The sequence below is a fragment of the Bacillus sp. FH genome (assembly GCF_052216825.1).
Classification (GTDB): domain Bacteria; phylum Bacillota; class Bacilli; order Bacillales; family Bacillaceae_G; genus Bacillus_A; species Bacillus_A paranthracis.
In genome coordinates this window covers 296,378-317,383 of record NZ_JBQOUU010000001.1, presented here as the reverse complement: position 1 = coordinate 317,383, position 21,006 = coordinate 296,378, and the positions used below count along the sequence as shown (strand labels likewise).

The window sequence follows — 21,006 nt, the reverse complement described above, 5'->3', positions numbered from 1 at the left end:
TCAGCATTTTTATGTTGATTGCTCTCATTATATATGTGAGGTGATGATATGTTCCAGAAATGCAATTCATTGACCATAATCGTCATATGTACGATGTTCCTTTTTGTAGCCTGTTCTAAAAGTGATACAGAACTTAAAGACATTCAAAAAGCAGATTACCTCGTATCCTATTCAAATGCCATGAAAGCCGGTAGTTACATATATGCATATGATAAGAAAGGAAATACGATTAGTAAAATGGAAGTAGATGGTCAAAGTATGATAAGCAATGCAAAAGATGAAAAGGGATACTACTTCTCATCAAATAGAAATAACAATCATTATGCAATTGATAAGACTGGTAAGATGCAAGAAATCAGTAGACCGAAACAATTACAAGATGTAAACGCAGGGGCATATTTTATACATGCAGAGCAAGGTTATAAATTTTATGATGTGAACATTGGGCTGGTAGACGAAAAGAAAGGATATACAAGTGAACTCGTATATTGGAAAGAGAATGATAAAAGGCAAGAAAGTGTAGAACTAAAGGGAACGATTCAAGGTGCGCATATTATTGAGAATCATATATACGCATTTTCACAAACGCTAGACAAAGTATATATTTCAGAAATAGATTTGGTCACAAATAAAAAAACAAACGAATTTGAAATTCCTAATGAAAATGTATATTTTGCAACAACTCCTCAAAAAGTAATTTTTCAAAAGTATAAAGATAAATTATTGTTCGTACTAAGTGATAATGTAAATCAAAAGTTACCACCTAAATTAATTATGGTAAATACAAAGACTAGAGTAGTAGAAAAAGAAACAATATTAGACGAAAAGCAATTCATACCTGTTCTAGTGCAGGTGATTGAAGATAAGGTGTATATTTTAAATAATGATGAAAAAGTGAAAGAGCTAGATGAGAACTTGAACATCATACGTACATATTCATTACAAAGTGACAAAAATACAAAAATCACTAGAGAGGACAAAGGGATTTCTGATATACAAGTACATGGTAATAAGTTATACATCTTATACAAAGATATGAATCCAAAGAGTAAAAAGAAACAATTGGTAGCTGAGATTGAAGGATATGATTTGTTAACAGGGGCTAGTATTGAAAAGACTACTTTACAATTAGATAAGAAGTGGGATGATATAACTTTTCTTATTATGAAAGAGTAGAGAACATACGTAAACGGAGCAAAAAGGAGGGGCTTTGCCACCTCCTTTTTGTTAGCTGTGAATCGCCTTAATGATAAATCGATGTTGCTTCACATCAAAATATCCTTTTTGCAAGATGATTTCATGTATACGATATAGTTCCTCATAATACCTTTCGACAGTAAAATCAGGAATTTGCCACGGAATCGCTTTTAAATAATAGACAATAGCGCCAATATCATAAAAGCGTTGGAAAGGGAATTCTTCTTTTGCATCTAAGATAGTAAATTCATTTTCCTCTAACTCACTACATGCCGCTTCAAGCGACCAACTTGCAAATTCGCTATTTAGTGGTGAGCCGAACTGCTCATTCAGTACCGCGCAATCAAGACCACCAACTTGCTGTGTAAGAAAAACTCCATTTGGAGAAAGAATTCGTTTTACCTCAGAGGCAGCATAGGATTCATGTTGATTTATAATGAAATCAAACTGCCCATCTTGAAATGGTAATACAGTATCATTAATCACTTCGACGACTGTAACTCCTAAAGGCTCTAATTTCTTCCGAGCAATTGGCACATTTGGAGCATAACCTTCAGTCGCATAAATAGTTGACGGGAAAGGTTGTAACATAGATAAAAACTCTCCGCCGCCAGTCCCCATATCGAGCATTGATTCTGCATGCTGCATAAGCTGGAAAGCAGTGCTGCCGTATGACCACGATAAGGGCTCGCTCTTCATTCGGCCCGTTTCTGAAATGAAAGAAAAATCCCAGCCACTAAAATTTGTATTGGCACTTTCTAATAAAGTTGAAAATAATGGATCACGTTTCATAATTATGTCCTCCTATTTCGTAAATGAATGATATGATGAGAAAAGAAAAAGGGAGGACCTCTTATGAAAGAGAAGCAGTTTTACGTTTCGTGTTCGAATAGATTCATATAGATTCGCTCCTTGTGAGAATGGTTATTTGTATATTCGGGATAAGTAAGTGAAAGTCCTTTGAATTTGTGAGGGAAAGTTTTGCTGGTCAATAATCGGGCCATAAAATGGGATAGCGCAATACATATTGATTATATGCATTTTCTACATTTTGAATTTTCTTAAATTACCTCTTGAACCTCTAGTTACTTTAGGTTTTAAAATGGGTTTATACTTTTAATAGGGGGATTTACATGAATACGAATAAAAAGTTTTCTATTGGAGAATTCTCGAAAAAAACGGGAATACCAATTCCTACTTTGCACTATTATGATGAAATCGGGTTATTACAACCTGAAAAGAATCCTTCCTCAGGGCATCGCATTTACAAGTATCAAGATATTATAACCTTACAAAAAATTCTAAGTTTAAAATTTCTAGGCTATAGTCTAGATAAAGTCGCTAATTTGTTACACGAATCAAGTTTTGGTGTTGATTTGAATGAAAGTTTGTCTCTCCATTTGCAAGTGTTAGAAAGAGAAAAAGAACAAATTGAGCAATCAATGCAAGTAATTAAAAGAGTAATGAAGTTAGTCGAAGAGGAAGAAGAGGAAGATAGTACTGTATTATTTAGTCTTATTTACGGTATGAATACTGAACATACACACAAAGAATGGACGGAACGCCATAAGTTAACGGATATCGTGGAAGAAATATCAAAGAAATCAGAAGAAGATAAAATTGCTTTGGATAAAACGTTTATTCACTTGTCTAAAAAGGTTAAGCAATTATATGGTAAACCAGTCGAGGATTCGAAAGTACAAGAGATGATTAAGGAATATATTGAAGAGTCTTTTTCATTTCTTAATGAGGATCTGATACAAAAGTTAGCTAATACTAGTGTGGAAGAACTGGATATGCAAGAACTTGAAAATATGATACCTTCGCCTTTCGCAGAAGATGAACAAAAATGGCTTAATGAAGCGATGGAATATTATATGAAGCAAGTAGAAATGGAATAGGGATAGATTTTATGAGCAATGGTAGGTGGTTTAGCTTTATCGAAATAATGCTATAGACCTTTCATTGAAGAAGTGGAATGTTGGAAAAATACGTTTGTTATTGCTGTATTTAAAAGAAAGAAATGCGTATGCTTTATTTTTGAAGCATACGCGTTTTTGTTTAAAATACTCAAAAACAAAAATCTTTTGGTAAAGTACCATTTTTAATCACCGTTCGTAACCCATGTTTTATAATCCAAGGATTAACTGGATGCTGTTTATCACGTAATTGCTGCAACCATTGAAAAACGAGTTCTTTATCTTCTTTCGTAATATCGTTAATATGATTGGCTACAGATTTTTGAACATATTTAGAAGGGTCATTCATTAAAGGCTCAAGAAGCTGTAAATTGTACTGAAAGTCACCTTTCAGAGCTCCTATTTTTTTAGCCCAAGGAAGTCTAGGTCTCGTACCTTCAGAAACTAATCTTCTAATGTGACTGTTTTCATCATGAATCCACTTTTGTAATATGTTTAGTGTGTCTTCATGGTATGTTTGAAGAAAAGGCCGAATGGCATATTCAGCAGTATTCCTTTTCGTTATTTCATACATGGCGTTGAATGAGGTTTCAAAATCGTTAAGCCCATATTTTTCAACGTATTTTGCAATAGGCATGTACATATATCCGTTTGTAAATGTACCTACTTCTGTTGTATTTTCTGGTCCTAATGTTTTCAGTAATATATGTATTGCTTCATTAAAATCTTTTTGTAAAGCATTGTGTAATTCATCTGCCATTACTTCAATACGCTGCTTTAACTCTAAATTTTCAACTTTACATGTTACGGAAGACACAAAGTTTCTTTTAGAGAAAGTAGGATCGTGTTTACAAATAGAATCAGCCATTTTTTCTGCTAATTCTTCGTTAAATAAAAATTTTAGCGGAACATATTTACCCATTTTTTCACCTCAGTGGTCAGTTGAAAACAAGTTTTATTTTTTAATCGACAATCCATAAACTAAAGTCTCACTCGGAGTCGTAATACTAAAACCTGTCGTCTTATAATCAAGCTTCACTGTATCACCAGTGTAGTCTTTCGTAAATGAATCCATCTGCAAGATAAGGTCTGCATCTTCATATACAACATCATCTGCAACATATGTATCCCAAATTAAATCGACATCAACGAAAATACTACAAGAGTTTGTCATTGTCCCTCTAATGCGAATGATTTTTTTATCTTCACGTTCTAATCTATGTATAGCTGCTATTGCTTCATCAGTAATGCGAATGTTCATTGTATCCCAACCTTTATTTATATTTCCTTTATTATTGCAAAAACAGAAGAAATAGGGAAGTAAAGAGGTTTGTAATAAAAAACGAGCAAACAAATTTGTTTGCTCGTCTCCCTTTATTTCAGTTCACATTTATCAAGTGGAATGACTTTTGTTTTTTTCGTAAATTTGTATCCTAACCAAAGTACTAAGAAGAGTGGTAAACCGATGTAAGAAACGAGTACGCCGTTCCAATCGATTGATTCACCCATAAATGCGCCGTAGTTTTGACCTAAAATTACGATGACGCAAAGTGCAAATGCGAAGATTGGTCCGAATGGGAACCATTTTGCTCTATAAGGTAAGTCATTTAAATCTTTTCCTTGTGCGATATATGCTTTACGGAAACGGTAATGACTAATTGCGATTCCAACCCATGCGATAAAGCCAGACATTCCTGATGCATTTAATAACCAAATGTATACAACACCGTCACCGAATAAAGAAGCAATGAAAGCGATACTACCGACAATCGATGTTACGATTAATGCGTTAACAGGTACGCCGCGGCTATCTAATTTACCAAGAAACTTCGGTGCTTTCCCTTGGCGAGCTAAATCCCAAAGCATACGAGTTGATGCATACATACCAGAGTTACCAGCAGATAGTACTGCCGTTAAAATAACAGCGTTCATAACAGAAGCAGCGAAGGCAACGCCCGCTTTTTCAAAAATAAGTGTAAATGGACTTACTGTTACATCACTTGCGGCAAGACTTTCAGTTGTATAAGGAATTAATAAACCGATAACGAGAATGGCAAGGATATAGAATAAAAGGATACGCCAAAAGATCGAGCGAATTGCTTTCGGAATATTACGCTCTGGATCAGATGTTTCACCAGCAGCTACACCTAATAATTCAGTACCTTGGAATGAGAAACCAGCTGCCATAAATACACCGATAATTGCCATGATGCCGCCATTAAATGGTGCATCTGCAACAGTGAAGTTTTTAAATCCAACCGTTTCGCCGCCCATAATTCCGAAAATCATCATAAACCCTACAATTAAAAAGATAATAATTGTAGCTACTTTAATAAGTGCAAACCAATATTCAGATTCACCAAATCCTTTAACAGATAAGTAGTTTAAAAGGAAAATAATAGCTAAACATAATCCGCTCCAAATGAGGGAAGGAGTATCAGGAAACCAAAATTTCATAATTAATGTTACTGCAGCTAGTTCAGCAGCAATCGTAATGGCCCAGTTATACCAATAGTTCCATCCAAGTGCAAAGCCAAGTGATGGATCAACAAATTTTGTTGCGTACGTGCTAAAAGATCCAGTAACAGGCATGTAAGCTGCGAGTTCAGCTAAGCTTGTCATTAAAAAGTAAACCATAATTCCAATTGCGGCGTATGCAATTAATGCACCGCCAGGTCCAGCTGAATGGATGACACCACCGCTGGCAAGAAATAGTCCGGTACCAATTGTACCGCCGAGAGAAATCATCGTAAGGTGCCTTGATTTTAGACCGCGTCTTAATTCACCTTTTCCTTTTGTAGCTTCTGTTTTAGAGGTAGCTTGATTCGTTGCGCTATTCATGTTCAACACTCCTTTTCTTGTAAGATAGGAAGGAGCGGGGGAGAAAAATACAAAAAACCGCCAAAGGAATTTGGCGGAACGTTTCACAAATAACCACCCCATCATACCCTTCCGTTAAGATAGCACCCCACGTTTACACGGTAATTTTGTAAACGTGACAGTTCTGTTCCTTTCGGAGACAGCCCCAGCTCATATTTCCAGAGAAGAAATATAAACTTCGGCAACTTTTCCTTTCAAACGGAGTCGGTGACTTTCTCTGTGTCTCGTCCGTTTTACTCTTAAAAGTCGCAACCTCTACCTCATCGGATTGATGAGGATTTGATATATTGCTAAGATTTTTAATATATGGCAATTGTAATGAGTTTCTGAATATATTGCAAGATATTTTGTAGGAAAAAATCAAAAAATATCGGTTATTGTATAGGAAACGCTTGCAAAACTCCACCCGAACCTACTATTATGTAACAATAAGCAAAGAAAAAATTGTTATACAAATGTTTCGCAAAAAATATTGAAAAACCCTTCAAAAATTAAAAGAAAATTCAGAAAATATAATTCGACATTCATAATCAGGTCATATTTTTTGATATAATTAGAGTAACGTGTAAGCAAAAAAGGGGAAATCAAAATGAAATTAGAAACAGAAAGGCTCTATATAGTGCCGTGTACAGAAGAGAGTATTCACGTTGCTAACGAGCAAGGATATAATAGTGGCCCACATATTGTAGGGCATGTAGAAAATGTAAAACAAAATAAGGAGGTATTACCTTGGGGCGCGTGGTATGTCATTCGAAAAGAAGATGACATCGTTCTAGGTGATATAGGTTTTAAAGGGAAACCAAATGAGGAACATACAGTAGAAGTTGGTTACGGATTTATTGAGAAATACTGGAATAAAGGGTATGCGACAGAAGCTGTACAAGAACTAATAGATTGGGCTTTTCAGACAGGAGAGGTAGAAACGATTATTGCAGAGACGCTCCTTGATAACTATGGTTCGATTCGTGTGTTAGAGAAGTTACATATGAAAAGGGTAGATTCGACAGAAACAATGATGAATTGGAAAATAGAAAAAAACCGCTCGAAGTAAGTTGAGCGGTTTTTAGTAATTAAGGTAGCATCTGTTTTTGATCATTCGGATATTGGGCTGTTGATGCGTTAGAACGATTGGAATGATTGCGAACAGCAATGAAAATAGAAATAATAACGACAAGACCAATTGCCACGTAAGAAAGTGAAATAATAGTTGGATCCACTTTAAATGTAGTAAGTAGTGTACGAATGTTTGTAAAGATAATAAGGCCACCAACTAATACGCCAAGTAAATGAGAAGGAACGATGCGCACTAACCATGCAGCGATTGGAGCTGCGACAATACCGCCAAGCATTAACGAAAATACCCAAACCCAACTTACTTGTTCCCAGCCGAGTGAGATGAAGAAACCAATTGTTGCAGCAAGTGAAACAGGAAACTCACTCGTATCTACAGATCCGATAACTTTTCTAGCTTCATTTCCTCTTGCTAGAAGTACAGGTGTCGTAATCGGACCCCAGCCCCCACCACCAGTTGAATCAACGAATCCAGCGAATAAGCCAAGCGGAACAAGTTGTTTAGCCGACATACGTTTATTTGAAGTAACAATCTGTTTTTGAATAATGAATCGTAATAAAATATAAACCCCTAAAGTAAATAAAAATACAGAAATGTACGGTTTAATTACATCCCCAGGTAAATTGCTTAAAAAACATGCTCCAACAAATGCGCCAATTGCTCCTGGTAATGTAAGCCTGGAAACGGTGTATTTATCAACGTTCCCAAATTTGAGGTGAGATGCACCAGAAGCGGCGGTTGTAACAACTTCAGCTAAATGAACAGATGCGGAAGCTACAGCCGGTGCGATACCAAACATTAGTAAAAGTGAGGTAGACGTTACCCCGTACGCCATTCCAAGTGCTCCATCGATCAATTGAGCGAAAAATCCAATAATAGCAAAGACAATTAATTTCTGCATAAAAAATCCCCCTGTAATAGTAAATGAAAAAGGCACTTTTCCCGTGTGAGAAAAGTGCCTTTGGTTTTTCCAATCAGCAATATTGAAATTTGTTTCATTATAATACATATTAATCGTATAAATCAACTGGGTTTTAAAGTTTTTTGAATTGAATGAAAGAAAAATAAAATATACAATAAAAGGATGGAGAGAAAGGGGAGAAAGACATGTTACGATTTGATCATCTCGTTCACGCAGTTCATGGCACACCGGAGGAAGCGGTAAAACAAATGCAGGCACTTGGATTTCATACTGTACTAGGCGGAGAGCATACTACTTGGGGTACTTGGAATAGTTTAAGTTATTTTGATTTATCATACATAGAATTTTTAGCAGTTCAACATGAAGAAAAAGCGAAAGAAGCAGAAAATCCGTTAGTACAAGAAACGGTAGTGAAATTACAAGATGGCGATGGGATGCTGCAAATCGCAATTCGAACAGATACCATTGAAGAATTAGCAGATAAGTTTAGTAAATACGGTTTACAAACAATAGGACCATTTGAAGGGAAACGTATGAGAAAAGATGGCCGCCTTTTAGAATGGAAAATGTTATTTGTAAAGCAAGAAGAGAACGGGCCGAAATTACCTTTCTTTATACAGTGGAATGAAACAGATGAAGAAAGAAGAAAAGATTTACGTAACATTGGAACAATCACGGAACATAAAAACAAAGTACAACAAATTGAAACAATCCATTACGCAGTAAAAAATGTTCGAGAAACAGTACGGAAATGGAAAGCAGTCATGGAGCTAACTGCAACTCCAGTCATGAAAAATGAAGAATGGAATGCGGAGTGTCAAAGTGTATCGTTTGGTGACATTCAAGTACAGTTTTGTGAACCAATTGGGAAAGGGCTAGTACTAGAATATTTGAAGAATCATGGCGAAAATCCATTTGCAGTAGAATTTAAAGGGGAAAATAAACGAGAGTATGAAGTGTTAGGTAGTTTGTACATATATTGATAGAGGTGAACGCTTTGGAAGAAATACTTAGAGAGATAGAGAGAAAACTAGAATTGCCTTGTATTGTAAAGTGTACAGCTATTTCAAAAGGTTTTTCACATGAAGAGAAATATAAAATAAAATTAGAAAATAGAGTAACATATTTTGTAAAAGTATGTGATGCTGTTTATTTTGAACGTAAACAAGAAGAATATACGTATATGAAACAATTAGAGTTATTACATATTCCAACGCCGAAGTTAATTCATTTCATAAAACTTGAGGAATTAAATAAATGTGTTCAAGTATTTGAATGGGCCCAAGGTGTAAATGGTGAAGAGGGCTTAAGTAAGCTATCGGCGGAAGAACAGTATCATGCAGGAAGAAAAGCTGGAGAAGTATTAAAGCGAATTCACTCAATTGAAAGAGAAAGTGCAAGTGATAAATGGGAAACATTTAGATGGAATAAATACGAAAAATACATAGAGGCATTAGCAGATTACGAAGTGAATTTTATAGATTTGAAGCCAGTATTAACCTTTGTAGAAAATCATAGAGACTTATTAAAAAATCGTCCAATCACATTTTTACACGATGACTTCCATCCAGCAAATAGTATGATTCATAATAAAGAATTTATCGTTATCGATTTTGGTGGATATGATTTTGGTGATCCAATTCACGATTTTTATAACGTAGCGATTTTTACTACGAGAATAAGCAAACCATTTGCGGTTGGACAAGTCCATAGTTATTGCGGAGGGGAACCATCACTTCATTTTTGGAAACTGTACTCCTTATATGCAGCAATGACATTCCCAGCTGATATCGTATGGACAAACCGAAGCACGCCGCATTTAGTAGATAATATGAAGGAAAGATTGAACCAAATTTTAGAAGATCATAATCAATTTTCATCCTATATTCCAAAATGGTATCAATCAAGTGAGTTTAATAAATAAAGGAGGAATTTATATGGAAAAAATAGCAGTAATTTCAGATATACATGGTAATATTCCAGCTTTAGAATCTGTACTACAAGATATTAAATTGAGAGGAATTGAACGCATTATTTGTCTTGGAGATTTAGTAGGAAAAGGTCCTCATTCTAGCGAAGTAATTGAAATCATTCGTAAAGAATGTGAAGTAGTCGTAATGGGAAACTGGGATGATTTTATTACAAAGCCGACTGAATTTGAAGCATTAAAATGGCATCAAAAACAACTATCGGAAGAACAAAATGACTATTTAAGAAGCTTGCCATTTTCAATCGAGTTTTATATGAGTGGAAAACTCATTCGAATGTTCCACGCCTCACCAAGAAGTTTATATGAAAGAATTCAACCACACGCTTCAAGAGAAGAGCGTATTAGTATGTTCGAAAACAGTGAGCTCACAGAGAATATAGAAGGAGAAAGAAAACCAGATGTCGTTTGCTACGGTGATGTTCACCAAGCGTTCGTTCAAAATTTCAGAGGGAAAACGTTATGTAACGCTGGTAGCGTAGGAAATCCGCTTGAAATTACACAAGCTTCCTATTTAATATTCGAAGGAACTTACAATAAAAAAGAAGCAGCAAGTTTTTCCATCCAGCTTGTACGTGTACCGTACGATATTGAATTAGCTATAAGGCTGGCAGAAGAGCTCGATATGCCAGAAATTGAAGAATACAAACAAGAATTACGGACTGCTTTATATCGAGGGTTTAAGGGAAAGTAAGTCAATCATAATATATCAACGATTCGACAAAGGATATCGACTTACCGACAAATAGTGACATAAAAGTTAATTATAATTTTATTATGTAAACTAAATGAAGGGAGAAATATCATGAACCGAAAACAAAGTATAAAAGAAATTGCTAATCATATTTTAACGTTAAATGTAACGCATCCAACAAGAGTTGGAGTAAGCGGTATTACAGCATCAGGAAAAACAACATTTGCAAACGAAGTAGCGGAAGAAATAAAAAAACGAGGGTTACCAGTAACGCGCGCTAGCATTGACGATTTTCATAACCCAAAAGTGATTCGTTATACACAAGGTAAAGAATCTGCAAGAGGGTATTATGAAGACGCACACGATTATACAGCTTTCAAAGAAAGACTATTAAAACCTTTAGGACCTAATGGGAATTTACAGTATGAAACGATCTCTCATAATTTAAAAACGGATATTCCTGTACATAATGAGCCGTTAATGGCTCAAACCAATATGGTACTCATAGTAGATGGAACATTTCTATTAAAAAAAGACGTTGAGCATTTATTTGATTACAAAATTTTTGTAGATACAGATTTTGAGATTGCGAGAAAACGTGGTGCTAAGCGGGAAACTGAAGCTTTTGGAAGTTATGAAGAAGCAGAGAAGATGTTTTTGAGCAGGTATCATGCGGCCTGTAAGATGTATATGGATGAGCATAATCCGAAAGAGTGTGCGGATGTTGTATTTCGGAATAGTGATTTAGCAAATCCAGAACTTATATTTCAAGAGCGAATGTAATACACAATCAAAAGTATATGTATAGCCTTTTATTAATAGTTATAATTCTCGTATAATTATATTAGCTTTAGAAAGTGAAAAACGGGGGATAAGGCAATAAGAAACGCAAAAAGGGGAGAAAAATAGAATGAATGAAGTACTAGAATTAAAAGAAGAACTACTACAAATTAAAAATAATAATTATGCTGTACCAGAAGACGTAGATGCATATCCATATGCGCAGTGGATGCTAGATTACATCGGATCACCTGATGCTGAATTACGTGATGATTTAATTTATAGTACGCTTCACACATGGATTACAAATGATGTATTTAGACAAAAAGAATTACGGGGATTAATGCTACAAGCAATTAGTCCTGATTATTTATTTTATAAAATTGGTGAAAAGGGAACAGACTCTGTTTTTAAACGTGCATTCTCTGTATTAATTCCACCACTTATTTTATCTGTTCATGAAAGAGAACCGTTGTTATCAGAAGAACAACTATACAGCGTAGCAGAACAAGTGCTGGAATATGTATATTTAGAAGAAGATGTAAGAGGTTATGTAGAAGGAAAAGGATGGGCACACTCTACTGCACATGCAGCGGATGCGCTCGATGCGTTAGCACGTACAATACAAAATCGTGAGTTTTCATATGCGATTCTTGCAGCTGTTCGTCAGAAAGTTCGCCTAAATGACTATGTTTACATACACTTTGAGGATGAGAGATTAGTAACGCCAATTATGTCGTTACGTAATCAAAATCTTTTAACAGAAGAAGAGTGGAGCAACTGGTTACATAGTATAGCAATTGTTGAAGACATCCCGCATCCTCAGTATGATATTTTAGTACAAAATATTAGAGCTTTCTTAAGAAGTTTATATTTTAGAGTTTTAGAGACAGAGGGTAGTACAGCCTTTACAGATGATATTTTGGAAACTTTGAAGGATTTGCGTAGGTATTAAAAATCCATTTTGCTAAAAGGAAATTATATAAAACCAGCACCTCCCAACCATACTAATAAAATGTGTTGGAGGTGAGTTTAATGGACAAAAAAGATTTTGAAAAAGTGTATAATGATTATTTATATCAAGGAGAAGAACAAGCTCAATTCGAAGTAGACCATGAAGTTAATACAGGAGCAGAACAAATAGTTGCAGTTCGTAAAAATGATGATGGGGATTTAATTGCTTTTAAAACAAGTAGCGGGAGAGAGTTAGATTATATGACTGCTCTTAGTGAAGCAAAATCAGGGAAGTTAGCTCATGTGGACGTATTTCATAAGTATGGCAGAGATATTATACGTAGCGAACCTGATGGAATAAAAGAAAATAACTTAGATAATTTACCTTCATTTTAAACGGGTAAACCCCAAGAAGAGAATGTTCATTTGGATATTCTCTTCTTTATTTTACGAAGTTTTTCTTGCAAATAGACGGTTCATTTTTAACGTGCGATAAAACTTTTAAAGAGTGCTCTAAATTTTTCTTTATCTTCTGCTGTAAATGGTTTCGGTCCCTTTGTACGTTTACCACTTTTTCGAACCATTGCACTTAAATATCGTGTTTGTAACAATTGTTCAATGTTATCATTCGTATACTTATAGCCTTTATGGTGTAGTACGATACAACCTTTTGCTAAAGCAAGCGAAGCAAGACCGTAATCTTGTGTTATGATTAAATCTTCTTTTTGGGCTAACTGCATAATTCGGTAATCCGCAGCATCTGCTCCAGAATCAACATAAATTGTTTCCACGCCTTTTGGTTGCTCTGCATTAGAATAATGAGAAAAGCTTGTAACGAGGGTAACAGGAATTTCTGCCTTCGTAGCTTCAAAAATAATTACATCTTTTACAGGGCAAGCATCTGCATCAACATAGATTTTCATTGGTATCACTCCTATAACTAGGTTCGTGTTGATGATAATGGTAGATTTAGGTTTTGTCAAACGAGGGTTTGTATCTAAAGTTACTTTTCACAAACCAAAATAGCCTCACGCAAGCGAGAAATACCTTCCTCAATTTGATCAATATCCACTTTTCCATAAGATAAACGTATATAACCATCTTTCGCGCCGAAAATACTACCAGGCATAAAAGCAATTTCTTGTTTTAAGCTTTGCATAATGAGTTGTTTTTCGTTGATCGGTTCTTTTAATTTCCCCCATATGTATATACCACCGGTCGGATTTGAAAAAGAGATTTTATCGTGAAGTTGCTCGTTTAGAGCGCGGACGATAACGTCTCTTTTTTCTGCTAGTTGTTTTCGTAACGGTACGATATGAGACTGAAATGGTACGGTTTCAAAAAACTGCTGCATAAGCCACTGCGGGAAAATGCTCATCCCTAATTCCATTTGGTGTCTTGCATCGGATAACCTTTCTACTACAGACTGCGGAGCGACAAGCCAACCAACTCGTAATCCTGGTGCAATCATTTTTGATAAAGAATGCACGTAAATGACAGTTCCATTTTCATCAATCGATTTCAAAGTAGGGCAAGGTTGTTTCTTTTCTAACGTAAGTAAACTAGACGGATCATCTTCAACAATCGCAATTCGTAAGTCTGCACAAAGCGATAATAGTTTTTTTCTACGGTTTGGATGCAGCATTGTGCCCGTAGGATTTTGGAAATTTGGATTTAAAAAGATCATTTTAATACGATGCTTTCTATATAGCTCTTGCACATCATCCGGATTAATACCGTGTTCATCGACAGGTAATGGGAAAATACGAATACCTGCTGATTGGAATAACGGTAAGGAATAACAGTGTGATGGACTTTCGAAAGCGACAGCATCACCTGGGTTTAATAAACATTGTACGATAAGGTGAAGTGCTTGCTGTGCACCAGATGTAATCATTATGGATTGCTCAGTCGCTTCAACTTTTAAATGTTCTTTCATATATTTTACTACCGCTTGTCTAAGCGGGAGATAGCCTTGCGGATGATCGTAACTTAATGAATGTGTTAACGGTTGTTCCCGTAAAATCGTTTGTAGTTGATCGTGAGGATAGAGATTACAACCGAGTTCTCCGTTTGCAAAATCAATAATGTTTTCATTTTGTTGTACTTCTGCCCGAATATGGCGAAGTAACGGCAAGTTTGGTAAGAACGTACCGCCTTCTACGAAATTTCTCCAGTTCGGCGTTAATGTTGGAGAAACGCCCCACATATGTGTACTCACACGTGTTCCTTTACCAGTCGTACTTTCTACAATTCCCATAGCACGTAGTTCATTATAAGCAGTCGTTACTGTACTTCGGTTTACATTTAACTGCGTAGCTAATTTCCGTTCGGAAGGTAGGAAGCTACCTGGAGGAAGTTCTCCGTATGTAATACGTTTTTCAATAAAGTCAACAACTTGCTGATAAATAGGGATTTTACTGTCACTATCTAGCTTCCATTCCATAAAAAACGCCTCCGTATCTCTTATATACATCCAGTATAGCAAATTGGCTGGGTAAAAAAACAGCCAATTGGACGGTGTTTTATCCAGCCAATTTTACTATGCTAAATAGGGAAGGGGAGATTCGGATGAAACGATGGCAAATGGAATGGCTCCTAGTATCAGTTGCATTAGTATGGGGAGCAAATTATACAATAGGAAAGTATGGTGTGGCATTTATGTCATCCATTCAATTTAATAGTTTACGATTTTTAGTAGCATCACCGGTATTATTACTTATTACTTTTATGATGGAACGCTCATTACGTATTGAAAGAAAAGATTGGCTACGATTAGTAGCAGTCGGCATCGTTGGAACGACAATGTATCAAACGATGTTTATGCTATCTGTGAAATATACTTCAGCAACGAACGCCTCATTATTAATTGCGATGTCACCTATATTTACAGGGATATTAGCAGTATTACACAAACAAGAACGTTTTTCGATGAAAGTACAAATTGGTTCAATAGTAGCGTTTATTGGTGCAGCATTCGTTTTATTAACAGGACATACAGGAGGAGCTACTTACGAGTATGCGTGGCTTGGAAATGTAATTGGATTAGTCGCAGCAATTGCTTGGGGATGGTATCCAATATTAGCACAACCTCTTATTACAAAATACTCCGCAATGAGAGTCACATCTTGGTCTACTTTAATTGGAATTGTACCTCTCGTTATATATTGTTTATTCAACGTAAATACATTAACGTGGCCAGTAGATACGCCAAGCTGGGGATCACTAGCATATTCAATTGTCTTTGCGACCATCTTCGGACTTGCAATGTGGTATGTCGGTATTAGTCAAATAGGCTCAACGAAAGTAATGGTTTATATGTATCTTGTACCGTTGTTCGCAGTTATTTTTGCGGCAGTAACAATAGGAGAGCAAATCAATATGATGCAACTGGTTGGCGGACTTATTATCTTTGTGGGTCTATATGTTGTAAAAAAAGGTGGAATCAAAAAGCCAGCTCTCAATTTGAAAAAGGTAAGCTAACAGTAAAAAGGATCTCTTTCATATAGAAGGAGATCCTTTTTTGTTTCGTAATAAAAGCGCTTGTTCAACAGCCCATTTTTGATGATCATGAAGTAAATATTCTATAGCATGTAATGGAGACATCCACCTTAAAACATGATCCTCCTCACAGTTTCCAGTTCGTTTCTGCACCATGTTCGCAATATAAAAGAACCCATCGTTTAAATAATAAGTATCTTCTTTTTCCGCATAAAAATATCGCATTGCATTACCGATATATTGATTAATTTCAATTGCCCATCCTAATTCCTCTAGTAGTTCACGATGTAAGCATTCATCTTTTGTTTCGGTACCTTCCATACCGCCACCAGGTAAAAAATAACGGTCTCCTTTTTGGATAATAGCAATGTTTGAAGAAGTTGAGTTAAAAATAATTGCATAACAACTAGGGCGTAATACATATTGCTCAGTAGGCTTTTTATAATCAAAAGTAAGTTTAGATATCATAAAACACGTCACCTCTCTATAAAATACATAAAAGGAATAATAAGGTAAGGTTAGAATTATATAAGTACAATCTTAATAGATTGGAGTGATAACAAAATGATAAATCGAAAGTGTTCGCGCTGTAAAGAAATAACAGGTACATTGCACGGTGGTAAAAAAATTAAGGAAGAATTTTTATGTGAAGACTGTTTGCAAAAAGGAATTGCGAGTGGGGAAATCGAATTATCACAAGTGGAAGAAAAACAAACTTCATATCTTTCTATAAAAATATTAAAAATAATGAGTGTGATTTATTTAATAGGATCTATTTTTATGGCTTTTTCAACTGGTCCATTTATACATAATCTTGGGTTTGATGAAATATCTATTTCGGGATCGGAATTAGGTTTAATAAGTATTGTTATGTTAGGTTCTATATTTCAGTCAGTTCTTGTATTTTGCGGGATATGGGTATTTATCCTTTTAGTAGAAACAGTCATTAAAATTTATGAAAAAATGAAGTGAGTGAGAGGGAGAAACGTATGCGAGTAAGAAACATCCAAGGGGAAGATTATGTAAAGATTCATTCTGTTTTAAATGATTGGTGGGGCGGGAGAGACATGGCTGCTATGTTGCCAAAATTGTTTTTCGTTCACTTTCAAGAAACGAGTTTTATCATTGAAGAAGATGGCGAAACGTTAGGTTTCTTATGCGGATTCTTTTCGCAAACGCATAAAGAGGAAGCGTACGTTCATTTTATCGGGGTAAATCCGAAGTATAGAAGAAGAGGAATTGCATCGACATTGTATTCGTATTTCTTTGATGTCGCACGTGCAAATAATCGTAAAGTTGTAAAAGCAATTACGTCACCAGTTAATAAAAAATCGATACAGTTTCATCAAGAAATCGGTTTTCGAATTGAGGATGGGGATGATGAGGTAGAGGGTGTATCGGTACATACAAATTATGATGGGAACGGCGGGAGTAGAGTTTTATTTTTGAAACATGTGTAAAAGTAGGCTAGCGAAAAGTTAGCCTTTTTGTTGTGAGGAGCTAGAAGTATGGAGAGTAAACAAAGTAGAAATGAGTATTTACAGTGCATATACAAAGTACAAAATTATATAGAATTACACATAAATGATTCACTTTCAATTGAAGAGTTAGCGGATATAGCAGGATTTTCAAAGTATCATTTTCATAGAATTTTTAAAGGGATAGTAGATGAACCATTATCTCGGTATGTAAACCGATTGAAACTGGAAAGGGCAACAAACCTTCTTACATACCGTTCGGATATGACGATTACTGATATCGCTTACCATTTTGGTTTCACAGATTCAGCAGTTTTCTCCCGTACATTTAAAAATTATTATGGAGTAAGTCCGTCTCAATATCGAAACGACAATAGCAAGAATTGCAAAGACGTAAGAAGAATTTCTCAATACAATGAATGTAAGAAGGTTCGAGGGAATGTTGAAATTGTAACAGTAGACAATATAAACGTCGCATACATAAGGCATATCGGTACATATGACGAGTTAACTATAGCTTTTCCGAAAATGATAGAGAAACTATTTCAATACGCAACCAAGCAAAACTATCATGTATTTGAGGATACGAAAGTATTAACCATTTACCACGATCATCATGAATTTACGGAGGACAATCATTTAAGAACAAGTTTATGTATAACAATTCCAGGTGAATCTGCAATAGAAACGAACGACATTGGAATAATGGTAATACCTTCAGGCAAGTATGCAGTAGGACATTTTGAAATATTCCAAGATGAATATAAAAGAGCATGGGACTTTATATATGGTGAGTGGCTGCCAAATAGCGGATATAAACCGAGAGACTCATATCCTTTTGAAGTATATAGAAATGATCCAAAGCAGCATCCAAAGCATAAACATATAGTTGATATATATGTACCTATCGAACCTTTTTAATTATAGGTTAAAGGGGAAGGAATAATGAAAACTGCTGAAAAGTTAGATCAGATTATAAAAGAAGAATATAAAAATATGAATGGTATGTTAGTAGTGCAGAAAGGTAATATTATTTTTGAAAAATATTATAACGATTACGGACCAAATGATACATTTCATGTAGCGTCAGTTACAAAAACGATAATCTCTGCGCTAATTGGGATATGTATAGATAAAGGCTATATAAAAAGCGTTGATCAAAGAGTAATAGAATTTTTCCCAGAATATAATTGTAATTCATCTGAAATAACAGTGCGGCATCTCCTTACTATGACAGCTCCATATCCTTTCGTAGACTGGCAGGAACCGTTAGAAGAATTATGTACGCAACAAGATTGGATACAGTATACGTTAGATAGGATAGGAAAAGGCGGAAACATTGGGGCTTTTAAATATTCATCTGCAGGAGCGCATGTACTATCAGCAATTATTACGAGCGTAACAGGAAAAAGTGCGCGTGAATTCGCGAATGAACAGCTATTTCAGCCACTCGGTATGAGAGAAATTCCAAACTACAATATGAAAGCGTTTGGATTTGATGACTTATTCGGAAAAGATGTAAAAGGATGGGTTCATGATCCAAATGGTATTTCGACAGGCGGCTGGGGACTAACGTTAACAGTTAAAGATATGGCTAAGTTTGGACAGATGTATTTGAATGAAGGTATTCATAATGGAAAACAAATTCTATCAAAATCATGGATAAAAGAATCGACAACAATGAACCAAAATCAATATGGTTACTTATGGTGGTTACGAGAAGAGGATGGAATCTTTTCATACTGTGCAATGGGTGATGGTGGGAATATGATTTGTTGTATTCCAGAGAAGGAATTGGTTGTAGTAATTGCTTCTGAAGCTATGCCGAATGCACGGGATAGATGGGAATTGATTGTGAAATATATTCTTCCTTGTATACGGTTAAATAAATAATTTTAGTAAAAAGATGGTGTGAATTGGAGCTTCATACCATCTTTTTGTTTTATGACGGAAAGTTCAGGGGAATGTAAGAATTGCGTGAATAAATGTAAATATTATACTTTATCGATATATGGTTATTTTTTTTATGTATAATGAGGACAAGGCCTAAAAATACTTAAATATTTAAGTGAATATTTTAAAAAGGGAGATTAAGAATATATGAAAAGCCTACTTCAAAAAACTTTAGCTGTTATAGGATTAACTGCTTCTTTATTAGGTATGGTTTCTTCCGTTTCATTTGCTTCGATTAGTTGGGATAATAATGCAACGTGGACAGGAAGCGGAGCAAAAGCTAAGGCAACTGCCTATACTGCGAAAAAGAACGAACCTCATTTTTACAAGATGACTGTAAGAGCTAGCTTTGATGATGGGACTTCTAAAGAGTTAGCATTGTATGATGCTAAAACGTCAGATCGTATAAATGTTAGCGTTGCATCCAAAGGACCGGTGACCAGAGGTTATTCGGGTCATGAATGGATAATGGTAGGGGATAGTGCGTACACTTCTAAGGAAATGGTAATTAAATGAAAATCAACAAAAACCGTGAAAAAGGATAAATACCTTTTTCACGGTTTTTAAAATGAGGAGGATATATGAATCTAGTATTAAAAGAAATAGTGGTGAATAAAACAATATTCATTATGTTATTTATTGGATTTGTATTGACAATATGGCCAATCCTGATCGCAATGTCGACGCGAGATTATTATGATGAGAAATTTTATGATAGCAAAAATGGTTATTTTAATTATTACTATTCTGTTCAACTTACTAATATGGGGGAAATTAATTTCGAACAATTTCAGACGTTAGTAGAATCTGATTTTAAAAACGCTAGTGTGATTACAAATGATATTCGTATTACTATTCCGGATATCGGCCACGTAATAATGAATGGTCTCCTTAATAAAAATTGGTCTCCACCTTTGCTAAAAGGTTCTCAGATAGGACAAGATGAAAAAAATAGTGTAATAGTGGGGAAGAAAATTTATAAGGATATGGAAACAATAAAATTATTTAATAAGGAATATACAGTTAAAGGCGTAGCTGGAGAAAATACTGGATATGAGTATAATATTAAAATTTACGTCTCTCTAAATGACATGCCAGATGAAGTGAAACAGATGATACAAAAAGATAATACATTCCAAATGATTGTTCGTTCTAACGAAAAACCTATCAAGGAAATAGAAACTTTCATACAGCATATGAAACAGAACAATAAAGATATAAATGCTAAAGTGATTAGTGAAAAAGAGAACTATGAGAAGGAAAAAAACTCAAGTGAAGCCGTAGAAGAGTTACTCAGTTTTCCATATAGGCTTTTATGTATAGCTTTCATTACTAGTATCATAGTAAGTTATTATTGGATTTATACGAAGAAAAAAAGTTTGTCGTTAAGGAAAGCTTTGGGAGCAAGTAATGTAAATCTTTTTATTTTTATATTTAGTCAATTATTTTTATGTGCAATCACTGCATCAGCCTGTGCAATATGCATACAATGGATTTTTAGCATTTTGAGTGAAAATATTATAGAGTTTACAAGCTATAATATTAGTTTACAGTCTACTCATATTGTAATGTGTGTATTTCTTTCACTTACTATAGCTTTCATTCTCTCTGTAATACCATTTGTATATGTGCTTAAAAGTGAACCTGCTAAAGCATTAAAGGAGTAAAA

The 21,006-nt window shown here is 35.0% G+C and carries 24 protein-coding genes and 1 riboswitch; of the genes, 16 read left to right on the top strand and 8 right to left on the bottom strand.

Annotated features, from left to right (window positions below; genetic code table 11):
- The first annotated feature begins 48 nt into the window (after window positions 1-48).
- Window positions 49-1,176, top strand: a complete 1,128-nt coding sequence (locus ACTT1L_RS01755; RefSeq protein WP_262718079.1) for a hypothetical protein — start codon at window positions 49-51, stop codon at window positions 1,174-1,176.
- A gap of 51 nt (window positions 1,177-1,227) precedes the next feature.
- On the opposite strand, the gene ACTT1L_RS01750 is transcribed toward ACTT1L_RS01755, so the two are convergent.
- Window positions 1,228-1,989 carry a class I SAM-dependent methyltransferase gene (locus tag ACTT1L_RS01750; protein ID WP_071743102.1) on the bottom strand — a complete coding sequence of 254 codons (762 nt, stop codon included), beginning with the start codon at window positions 1,987-1,989 and terminating at the stop codon, window positions 1,228-1,230.
- Window positions 1,990-2,330: 341 nt separating this feature from the next.
- Between ACTT1L_RS01750 and ACTT1L_RS01745 the strand changes: the two genes are divergently transcribed.
- Window positions 2,331-3,098: a MerR family transcriptional regulator gene (locus tag ACTT1L_RS01745; RefSeq protein WP_442821748.1), complete on the top strand. Its 768-nt coding sequence runs from the start codon at window positions 2,331-2,333 to the stop codon at window positions 3,096-3,098.
- Between the two features lie 169 nt (window positions 3,099-3,267).
- On the opposite strand, the gene ACTT1L_RS01740 is transcribed toward ACTT1L_RS01745, so the two are convergent.
- The 3 genes from ACTT1L_RS01740 to ACTT1L_RS01730 form a co-directional block, all read right to left on the bottom strand.
- Window positions 3,268-4,038 (bottom strand): DNA alkylation repair protein, encoded by a 771-nt coding sequence (locus ACTT1L_RS01740; protein WP_000521717.1) that lies wholly within the window; start codon window positions 4,036-4,038, stop codon window positions 3,268-3,270.
- A 33-nt stretch (window positions 4,039-4,071) separates the two neighbouring features.
- Complete coding sequence (locus ACTT1L_RS01735; protein ID WP_001026158.1) at window positions 4,072-4,377, bottom strand: iron-sulfur cluster biosynthesis family protein; 306 nt, start codon at window positions 4,375-4,377, stop codon at window positions 4,072-4,074.
- A 113-nt stretch (window positions 4,378-4,490) separates the two neighbouring features.
- Window positions 4,491-5,957, bottom strand: coding sequence for an amino acid permease (locus tag ACTT1L_RS01730; protein WP_001083374.1), 1,467 nt, complete (start codon window positions 5,955-5,957; stop codon window positions 4,491-4,493).
- Window positions 5,958-6,069: 112 nt separating this feature from the next.
- Window positions 6,070-6,262: riboswitch (Lysine riboswitch) on the bottom strand.
- A 323-nt stretch (window positions 6,263-6,585) separates the two neighbouring features.
- On the opposite strand from ACTT1L_RS01730, the gene ACTT1L_RS01725 reads away from it, so the two are divergent.
- A complete protein-coding gene (locus ACTT1L_RS01725; RefSeq protein ID WP_074543693.1) occupies window positions 6,586-7,047 on the top strand; it encodes a GNAT family N-acetyltransferase in 462 nt (153 codons plus the stop codon).
- A gap of 19 nt (window positions 7,048-7,066) precedes the next feature.
- Here the strand turns inward: ACTT1L_RS01725 and ACTT1L_RS01720 are convergent, their stop codons facing one another.
- Window positions 7,067-8,077 carry a sulfite exporter TauE/SafE family protein gene (locus ACTT1L_RS01720; protein ID WP_140394921.1) on the bottom strand — a complete coding sequence of 337 codons (1,011 nt, stop codon included), beginning with the start codon at window positions 8,075-8,077 and terminating at the stop codon, window positions 7,067-7,069.
- A 98-nt stretch (window positions 8,078-8,175) separates the two neighbouring features.
- Here ACTT1L_RS01720 and ACTT1L_RS01715 point away from each other — a divergent pair, with 98 nt between their 5' ends.
- The 6 genes from ACTT1L_RS01715 (at window position 8,176) to ACTT1L_RS01690 (ending at window position 12,801) form a co-directional block, all read left to right on the top strand.
- Window positions 8,176-8,973: a VOC family protein gene (locus ACTT1L_RS01715; RefSeq protein ID WP_442821747.1), complete on the top strand. Its 798-nt coding sequence runs from the start codon at window positions 8,176-8,178 to the stop codon at window positions 8,971-8,973.
- A gap of 14 nt (window positions 8,974-8,987) precedes the next feature.
- A complete protein-coding gene (locus ACTT1L_RS01710; protein ID WP_000391246.1) occupies window positions 8,988-9,914 on the top strand; it encodes an aminoglycoside phosphotransferase family protein in 927 nt (308 codons plus the stop codon).
- A gap of 13 nt (window positions 9,915-9,927) precedes the next feature.
- Window positions 9,928-10,671, top strand: a complete 744-nt coding sequence (locus tag ACTT1L_RS01705) for a metallophosphoesterase family protein (RefSeq protein WP_000410977.1) — start codon at window positions 9,928-9,930, stop codon at window positions 10,669-10,671.
- Window positions 10,672-10,782: 111 nt separating this feature from the next.
- The gene (locus tag ACTT1L_RS01700) at window positions 10,783-11,454 is read left to right on the top strand and encodes a uridine kinase (protein ID WP_061130677.1); all 672 of its coding nucleotides are present in this window, start codon (window positions 10,783-10,785) and stop codon (window positions 11,452-11,454) included.
- 127 nt (window positions 11,455-11,581) lie between these two features.
- On the top strand, window positions 11,582-12,406 hold the full coding sequence (locus ACTT1L_RS01695) for a DUF2785 domain-containing protein (RefSeq protein WP_001006678.1): 825 nt from the start codon (window positions 11,582-11,584) through the stop codon (window positions 12,404-12,406).
- 80 nt (window positions 12,407-12,486) lie between these two features.
- A complete protein-coding gene (locus ACTT1L_RS01690; RefSeq protein WP_000358184.1) occupies window positions 12,487-12,801 on the top strand; it encodes a DUF3892 domain-containing protein in 315 nt (104 codons plus the stop codon).
- A gap of 86 nt (window positions 12,802-12,887) precedes the next feature.
- Here the strand turns inward: ACTT1L_RS01690 and ACTT1L_RS01685 are convergent, their stop codons facing one another.
- Together ACTT1L_RS01685 and pdxR are read right to left on the bottom strand one after the other, a co-directional pair.
- Window positions 12,888-13,328, bottom strand: coding sequence for a YaiI/YqxD family protein (locus ACTT1L_RS01685; protein ID WP_000708750.1), 441 nt, complete (start codon window positions 13,326-13,328; stop codon window positions 12,888-12,890).
- 80 nt (window positions 13,329-13,408) lie between these two features.
- Window positions 13,409-14,851, bottom strand: coding sequence for a MocR-like pyridoxine biosynthesis transcription factor PdxR (gene pdxR, locus ACTT1L_RS01680; protein ID WP_061130679.1), 1,443 nt, complete (start codon window positions 14,849-14,851; stop codon window positions 13,409-13,411).
- Between the two features lie 125 nt (window positions 14,852-14,976).
- On the opposite strand from pdxR, the gene ACTT1L_RS01675 reads away from it, so the two are divergent.
- Window positions 14,977-15,888, top strand: a complete 912-nt coding sequence (locus tag ACTT1L_RS01675) for a DMT family transporter (protein ID WP_061130680.1) — start codon at window positions 14,977-14,979, stop codon at window positions 15,886-15,888.
- Between the two features lie 18 nt (window positions 15,889-15,906).
- Here the strand turns inward: ACTT1L_RS01675 and ACTT1L_RS01670 are convergent, their stop codons facing one another.
- A complete protein-coding gene (locus ACTT1L_RS01670; protein ID WP_442821746.1) occupies window positions 15,907-16,374 on the bottom strand; it encodes an NUDIX hydrolase in 468 nt (155 codons plus the stop codon).
- A 96-nt stretch (window positions 16,375-16,470) separates the two neighbouring features.
- Here ACTT1L_RS01670 and ACTT1L_RS01665 point away from each other — a divergent pair, with 96 nt between their 5' ends.
- From ACTT1L_RS01665 to ACTT1L_RS01640, 6 genes are all read left to right on the top strand, one after another.
- Window positions 16,471-16,878 carry a DUF3980 domain-containing protein gene (locus tag ACTT1L_RS01665; RefSeq protein ID WP_074543699.1) on the top strand — a complete coding sequence of 136 codons (408 nt, stop codon included), beginning with the start codon at window positions 16,471-16,473 and terminating at the stop codon, window positions 16,876-16,878.
- 17 nt (window positions 16,879-16,895) lie between these two features.
- The gene (locus tag ACTT1L_RS01660; protein ID WP_074543700.1) at window positions 16,896-17,366 is read left to right on the top strand and encodes a GNAT family N-acetyltransferase; all 471 of its coding nucleotides are present in this window, start codon (window positions 16,896-16,898) and stop codon (window positions 17,364-17,366) included.
- A gap of 48 nt (window positions 17,367-17,414) precedes the next feature.
- Window positions 17,415-18,305 (top strand): AraC family transcriptional regulator, encoded by an 891-nt coding sequence (locus ACTT1L_RS01655; protein ID WP_062921114.1) that lies wholly within the window; start codon window positions 17,415-17,417, stop codon window positions 18,303-18,305.
- 24 nt (window positions 18,306-18,329) lie between these two features.
- Window positions 18,330-19,277: a serine hydrolase domain-containing protein gene (locus tag ACTT1L_RS01650; RefSeq protein ID WP_000844667.1), complete on the top strand. Its 948-nt coding sequence runs from the start codon at window positions 18,330-18,332 to the stop codon at window positions 19,275-19,277.
- 207 nt (window positions 19,278-19,484) lie between these two features.
- Entirely contained in the window at window positions 19,485-19,853 is a 369-nt protein-coding gene (locus tag ACTT1L_RS01645; protein WP_000838688.1) for a hypothetical protein, read from the top strand.
- Window positions 19,854-19,918: 65 nt separating this feature from the next.
- Complete coding sequence (locus tag ACTT1L_RS01640) at window positions 19,919-21,004, top strand: FtsX-like permease family protein (protein ID WP_075395775.1); 1,086 nt, start codon at window positions 19,919-19,921, stop codon at window positions 21,002-21,004.
- The last annotated feature ends 2 nt before the right edge of the window (window positions 21,005-21,006 follow it).

What these genes read in the sequence shown, in the direction of transcription:
- ACTT1L_RS01675 (WP_061130680.1), top strand. Translation starts at nt 14,977, where the DNA reads ATGAAACGATGGCAAATGGAATGGCTCCTAGTATCAGTTGCATTAGTA.
- ACTT1L_RS01740 (WP_000521717.1), bottom strand. Translation starts at nt 4,038, where the DNA reads ATGGGTAAATATGTTCCGCTAAAATTTTTATTTAACGAAGAATTAGCA.
- pdxR (WP_061130679.1), bottom strand. Translation starts at nt 14,851, where the DNA reads ATGGAATGGAAGCTAGATAGTGACAGTAAAATCCCTATTTATCAGCAA.
- ACTT1L_RS01735 (WP_001026158.1), bottom strand. Translation starts at nt 4,377, where the DNA reads ATGAACATTCGCATTACTGATGAAGCAATAGCAGCTATACATAGATTA.
- ACTT1L_RS01685 (WP_000708750.1), bottom strand. Translation starts at nt 13,328, where the DNA reads ATGAAAATCTATGTTGATGCAGATGCTTGCCCTGTAAAAGATGTAATT.
- ACTT1L_RS01670 (WP_442821746.1), bottom strand. Translation starts at nt 16,374, where the DNA reads ATGATATCTAAACTTACTTTTGATTATAAAAAGCCTACTGAGCAATAT.
- ACTT1L_RS01755 (WP_262718079.1), top strand. Translation starts at nt 49, where the DNA reads ATGTTCCAGAAATGCAATTCATTGACCATAATCGTCATATGTACGATG.
- ACTT1L_RS01700 (WP_061130677.1), top strand. Translation starts at nt 10,783, where the DNA reads ATGAACCGAAAACAAAGTATAAAAGAAATTGCTAATCATATTTTAACG.
- ACTT1L_RS01695 (WP_001006678.1), top strand. Translation starts at nt 11,582, where the DNA reads ATGAATGAAGTACTAGAATTAAAAGAAGAACTACTACAAATTAAAAAT.
- ACTT1L_RS01645 (WP_000838688.1), top strand. Translation starts at nt 19,485, where the DNA reads ATGAAAAGCCTACTTCAAAAAACTTTAGCTGTTATAGGATTAACTGCT.
- ACTT1L_RS01725 (WP_074543693.1), top strand. Translation starts at nt 6,586, where the DNA reads ATGAAATTAGAAACAGAAAGGCTCTATATAGTGCCGTGTACAGAAGAG.
- ACTT1L_RS01650 (WP_000844667.1), top strand. Translation starts at nt 18,330, where the DNA reads ATGAAAACTGCTGAAAAGTTAGATCAGATTATAAAAGAAGAATATAAA.
- ACTT1L_RS01665 (WP_074543699.1), top strand. Translation starts at nt 16,471, where the DNA reads ATGATAAATCGAAAGTGTTCGCGCTGTAAAGAAATAACAGGTACATTG.
- ACTT1L_RS01745 (WP_442821748.1), top strand. Translation starts at nt 2,331, where the DNA reads ATGAATACGAATAAAAAGTTTTCTATTGGAGAATTCTCGAAAAAAACG.
- ACTT1L_RS01690 (WP_000358184.1), top strand. Translation starts at nt 12,487, where the DNA reads ATGGACAAAAAAGATTTTGAAAAAGTGTATAATGATTATTTATATCAA.
- ACTT1L_RS01750 (WP_071743102.1), bottom strand. Translation starts at nt 1,989, where the DNA reads ATGAAACGTGATCCATTATTTTCAACTTTATTAGAAAGTGCCAATACA.
- ACTT1L_RS01730 (WP_001083374.1), bottom strand. Translation starts at nt 5,957, where the DNA reads ATGAATAGCGCAACGAATCAAGCTACCTCTAAAACAGAAGCTACAAAA.
- ACTT1L_RS01640 (WP_075395775.1), top strand. Translation starts at nt 19,919, where the DNA reads ATGAATCTAGTATTAAAAGAAATAGTGGTGAATAAAACAATATTCATT.
- ACTT1L_RS01720 (WP_140394921.1), bottom strand. Translation starts at nt 8,077, where the DNA reads ATGTATTATAATGAAACAAATTTCAATATTGCTGATTGGAAAAACCAA.
- ACTT1L_RS01660 (WP_074543700.1), top strand. Translation starts at nt 16,896, where the DNA reads ATGCGAGTAAGAAACATCCAAGGGGAAGATTATGTAAAGATTCATTCT.
- ACTT1L_RS01655 (WP_062921114.1), top strand. Translation starts at nt 17,415, where the DNA reads ATGGAGAGTAAACAAAGTAGAAATGAGTATTTACAGTGCATATACAAA.
- ACTT1L_RS01715 (WP_442821747.1), top strand. Translation starts at nt 8,176, where the DNA reads ATGTTACGATTTGATCATCTCGTTCACGCAGTTCATGGCACACCGGAG.
- ACTT1L_RS01705 (WP_000410977.1), top strand. Translation starts at nt 9,928, where the DNA reads ATGGAAAAAATAGCAGTAATTTCAGATATACATGGTAATATTCCAGCT.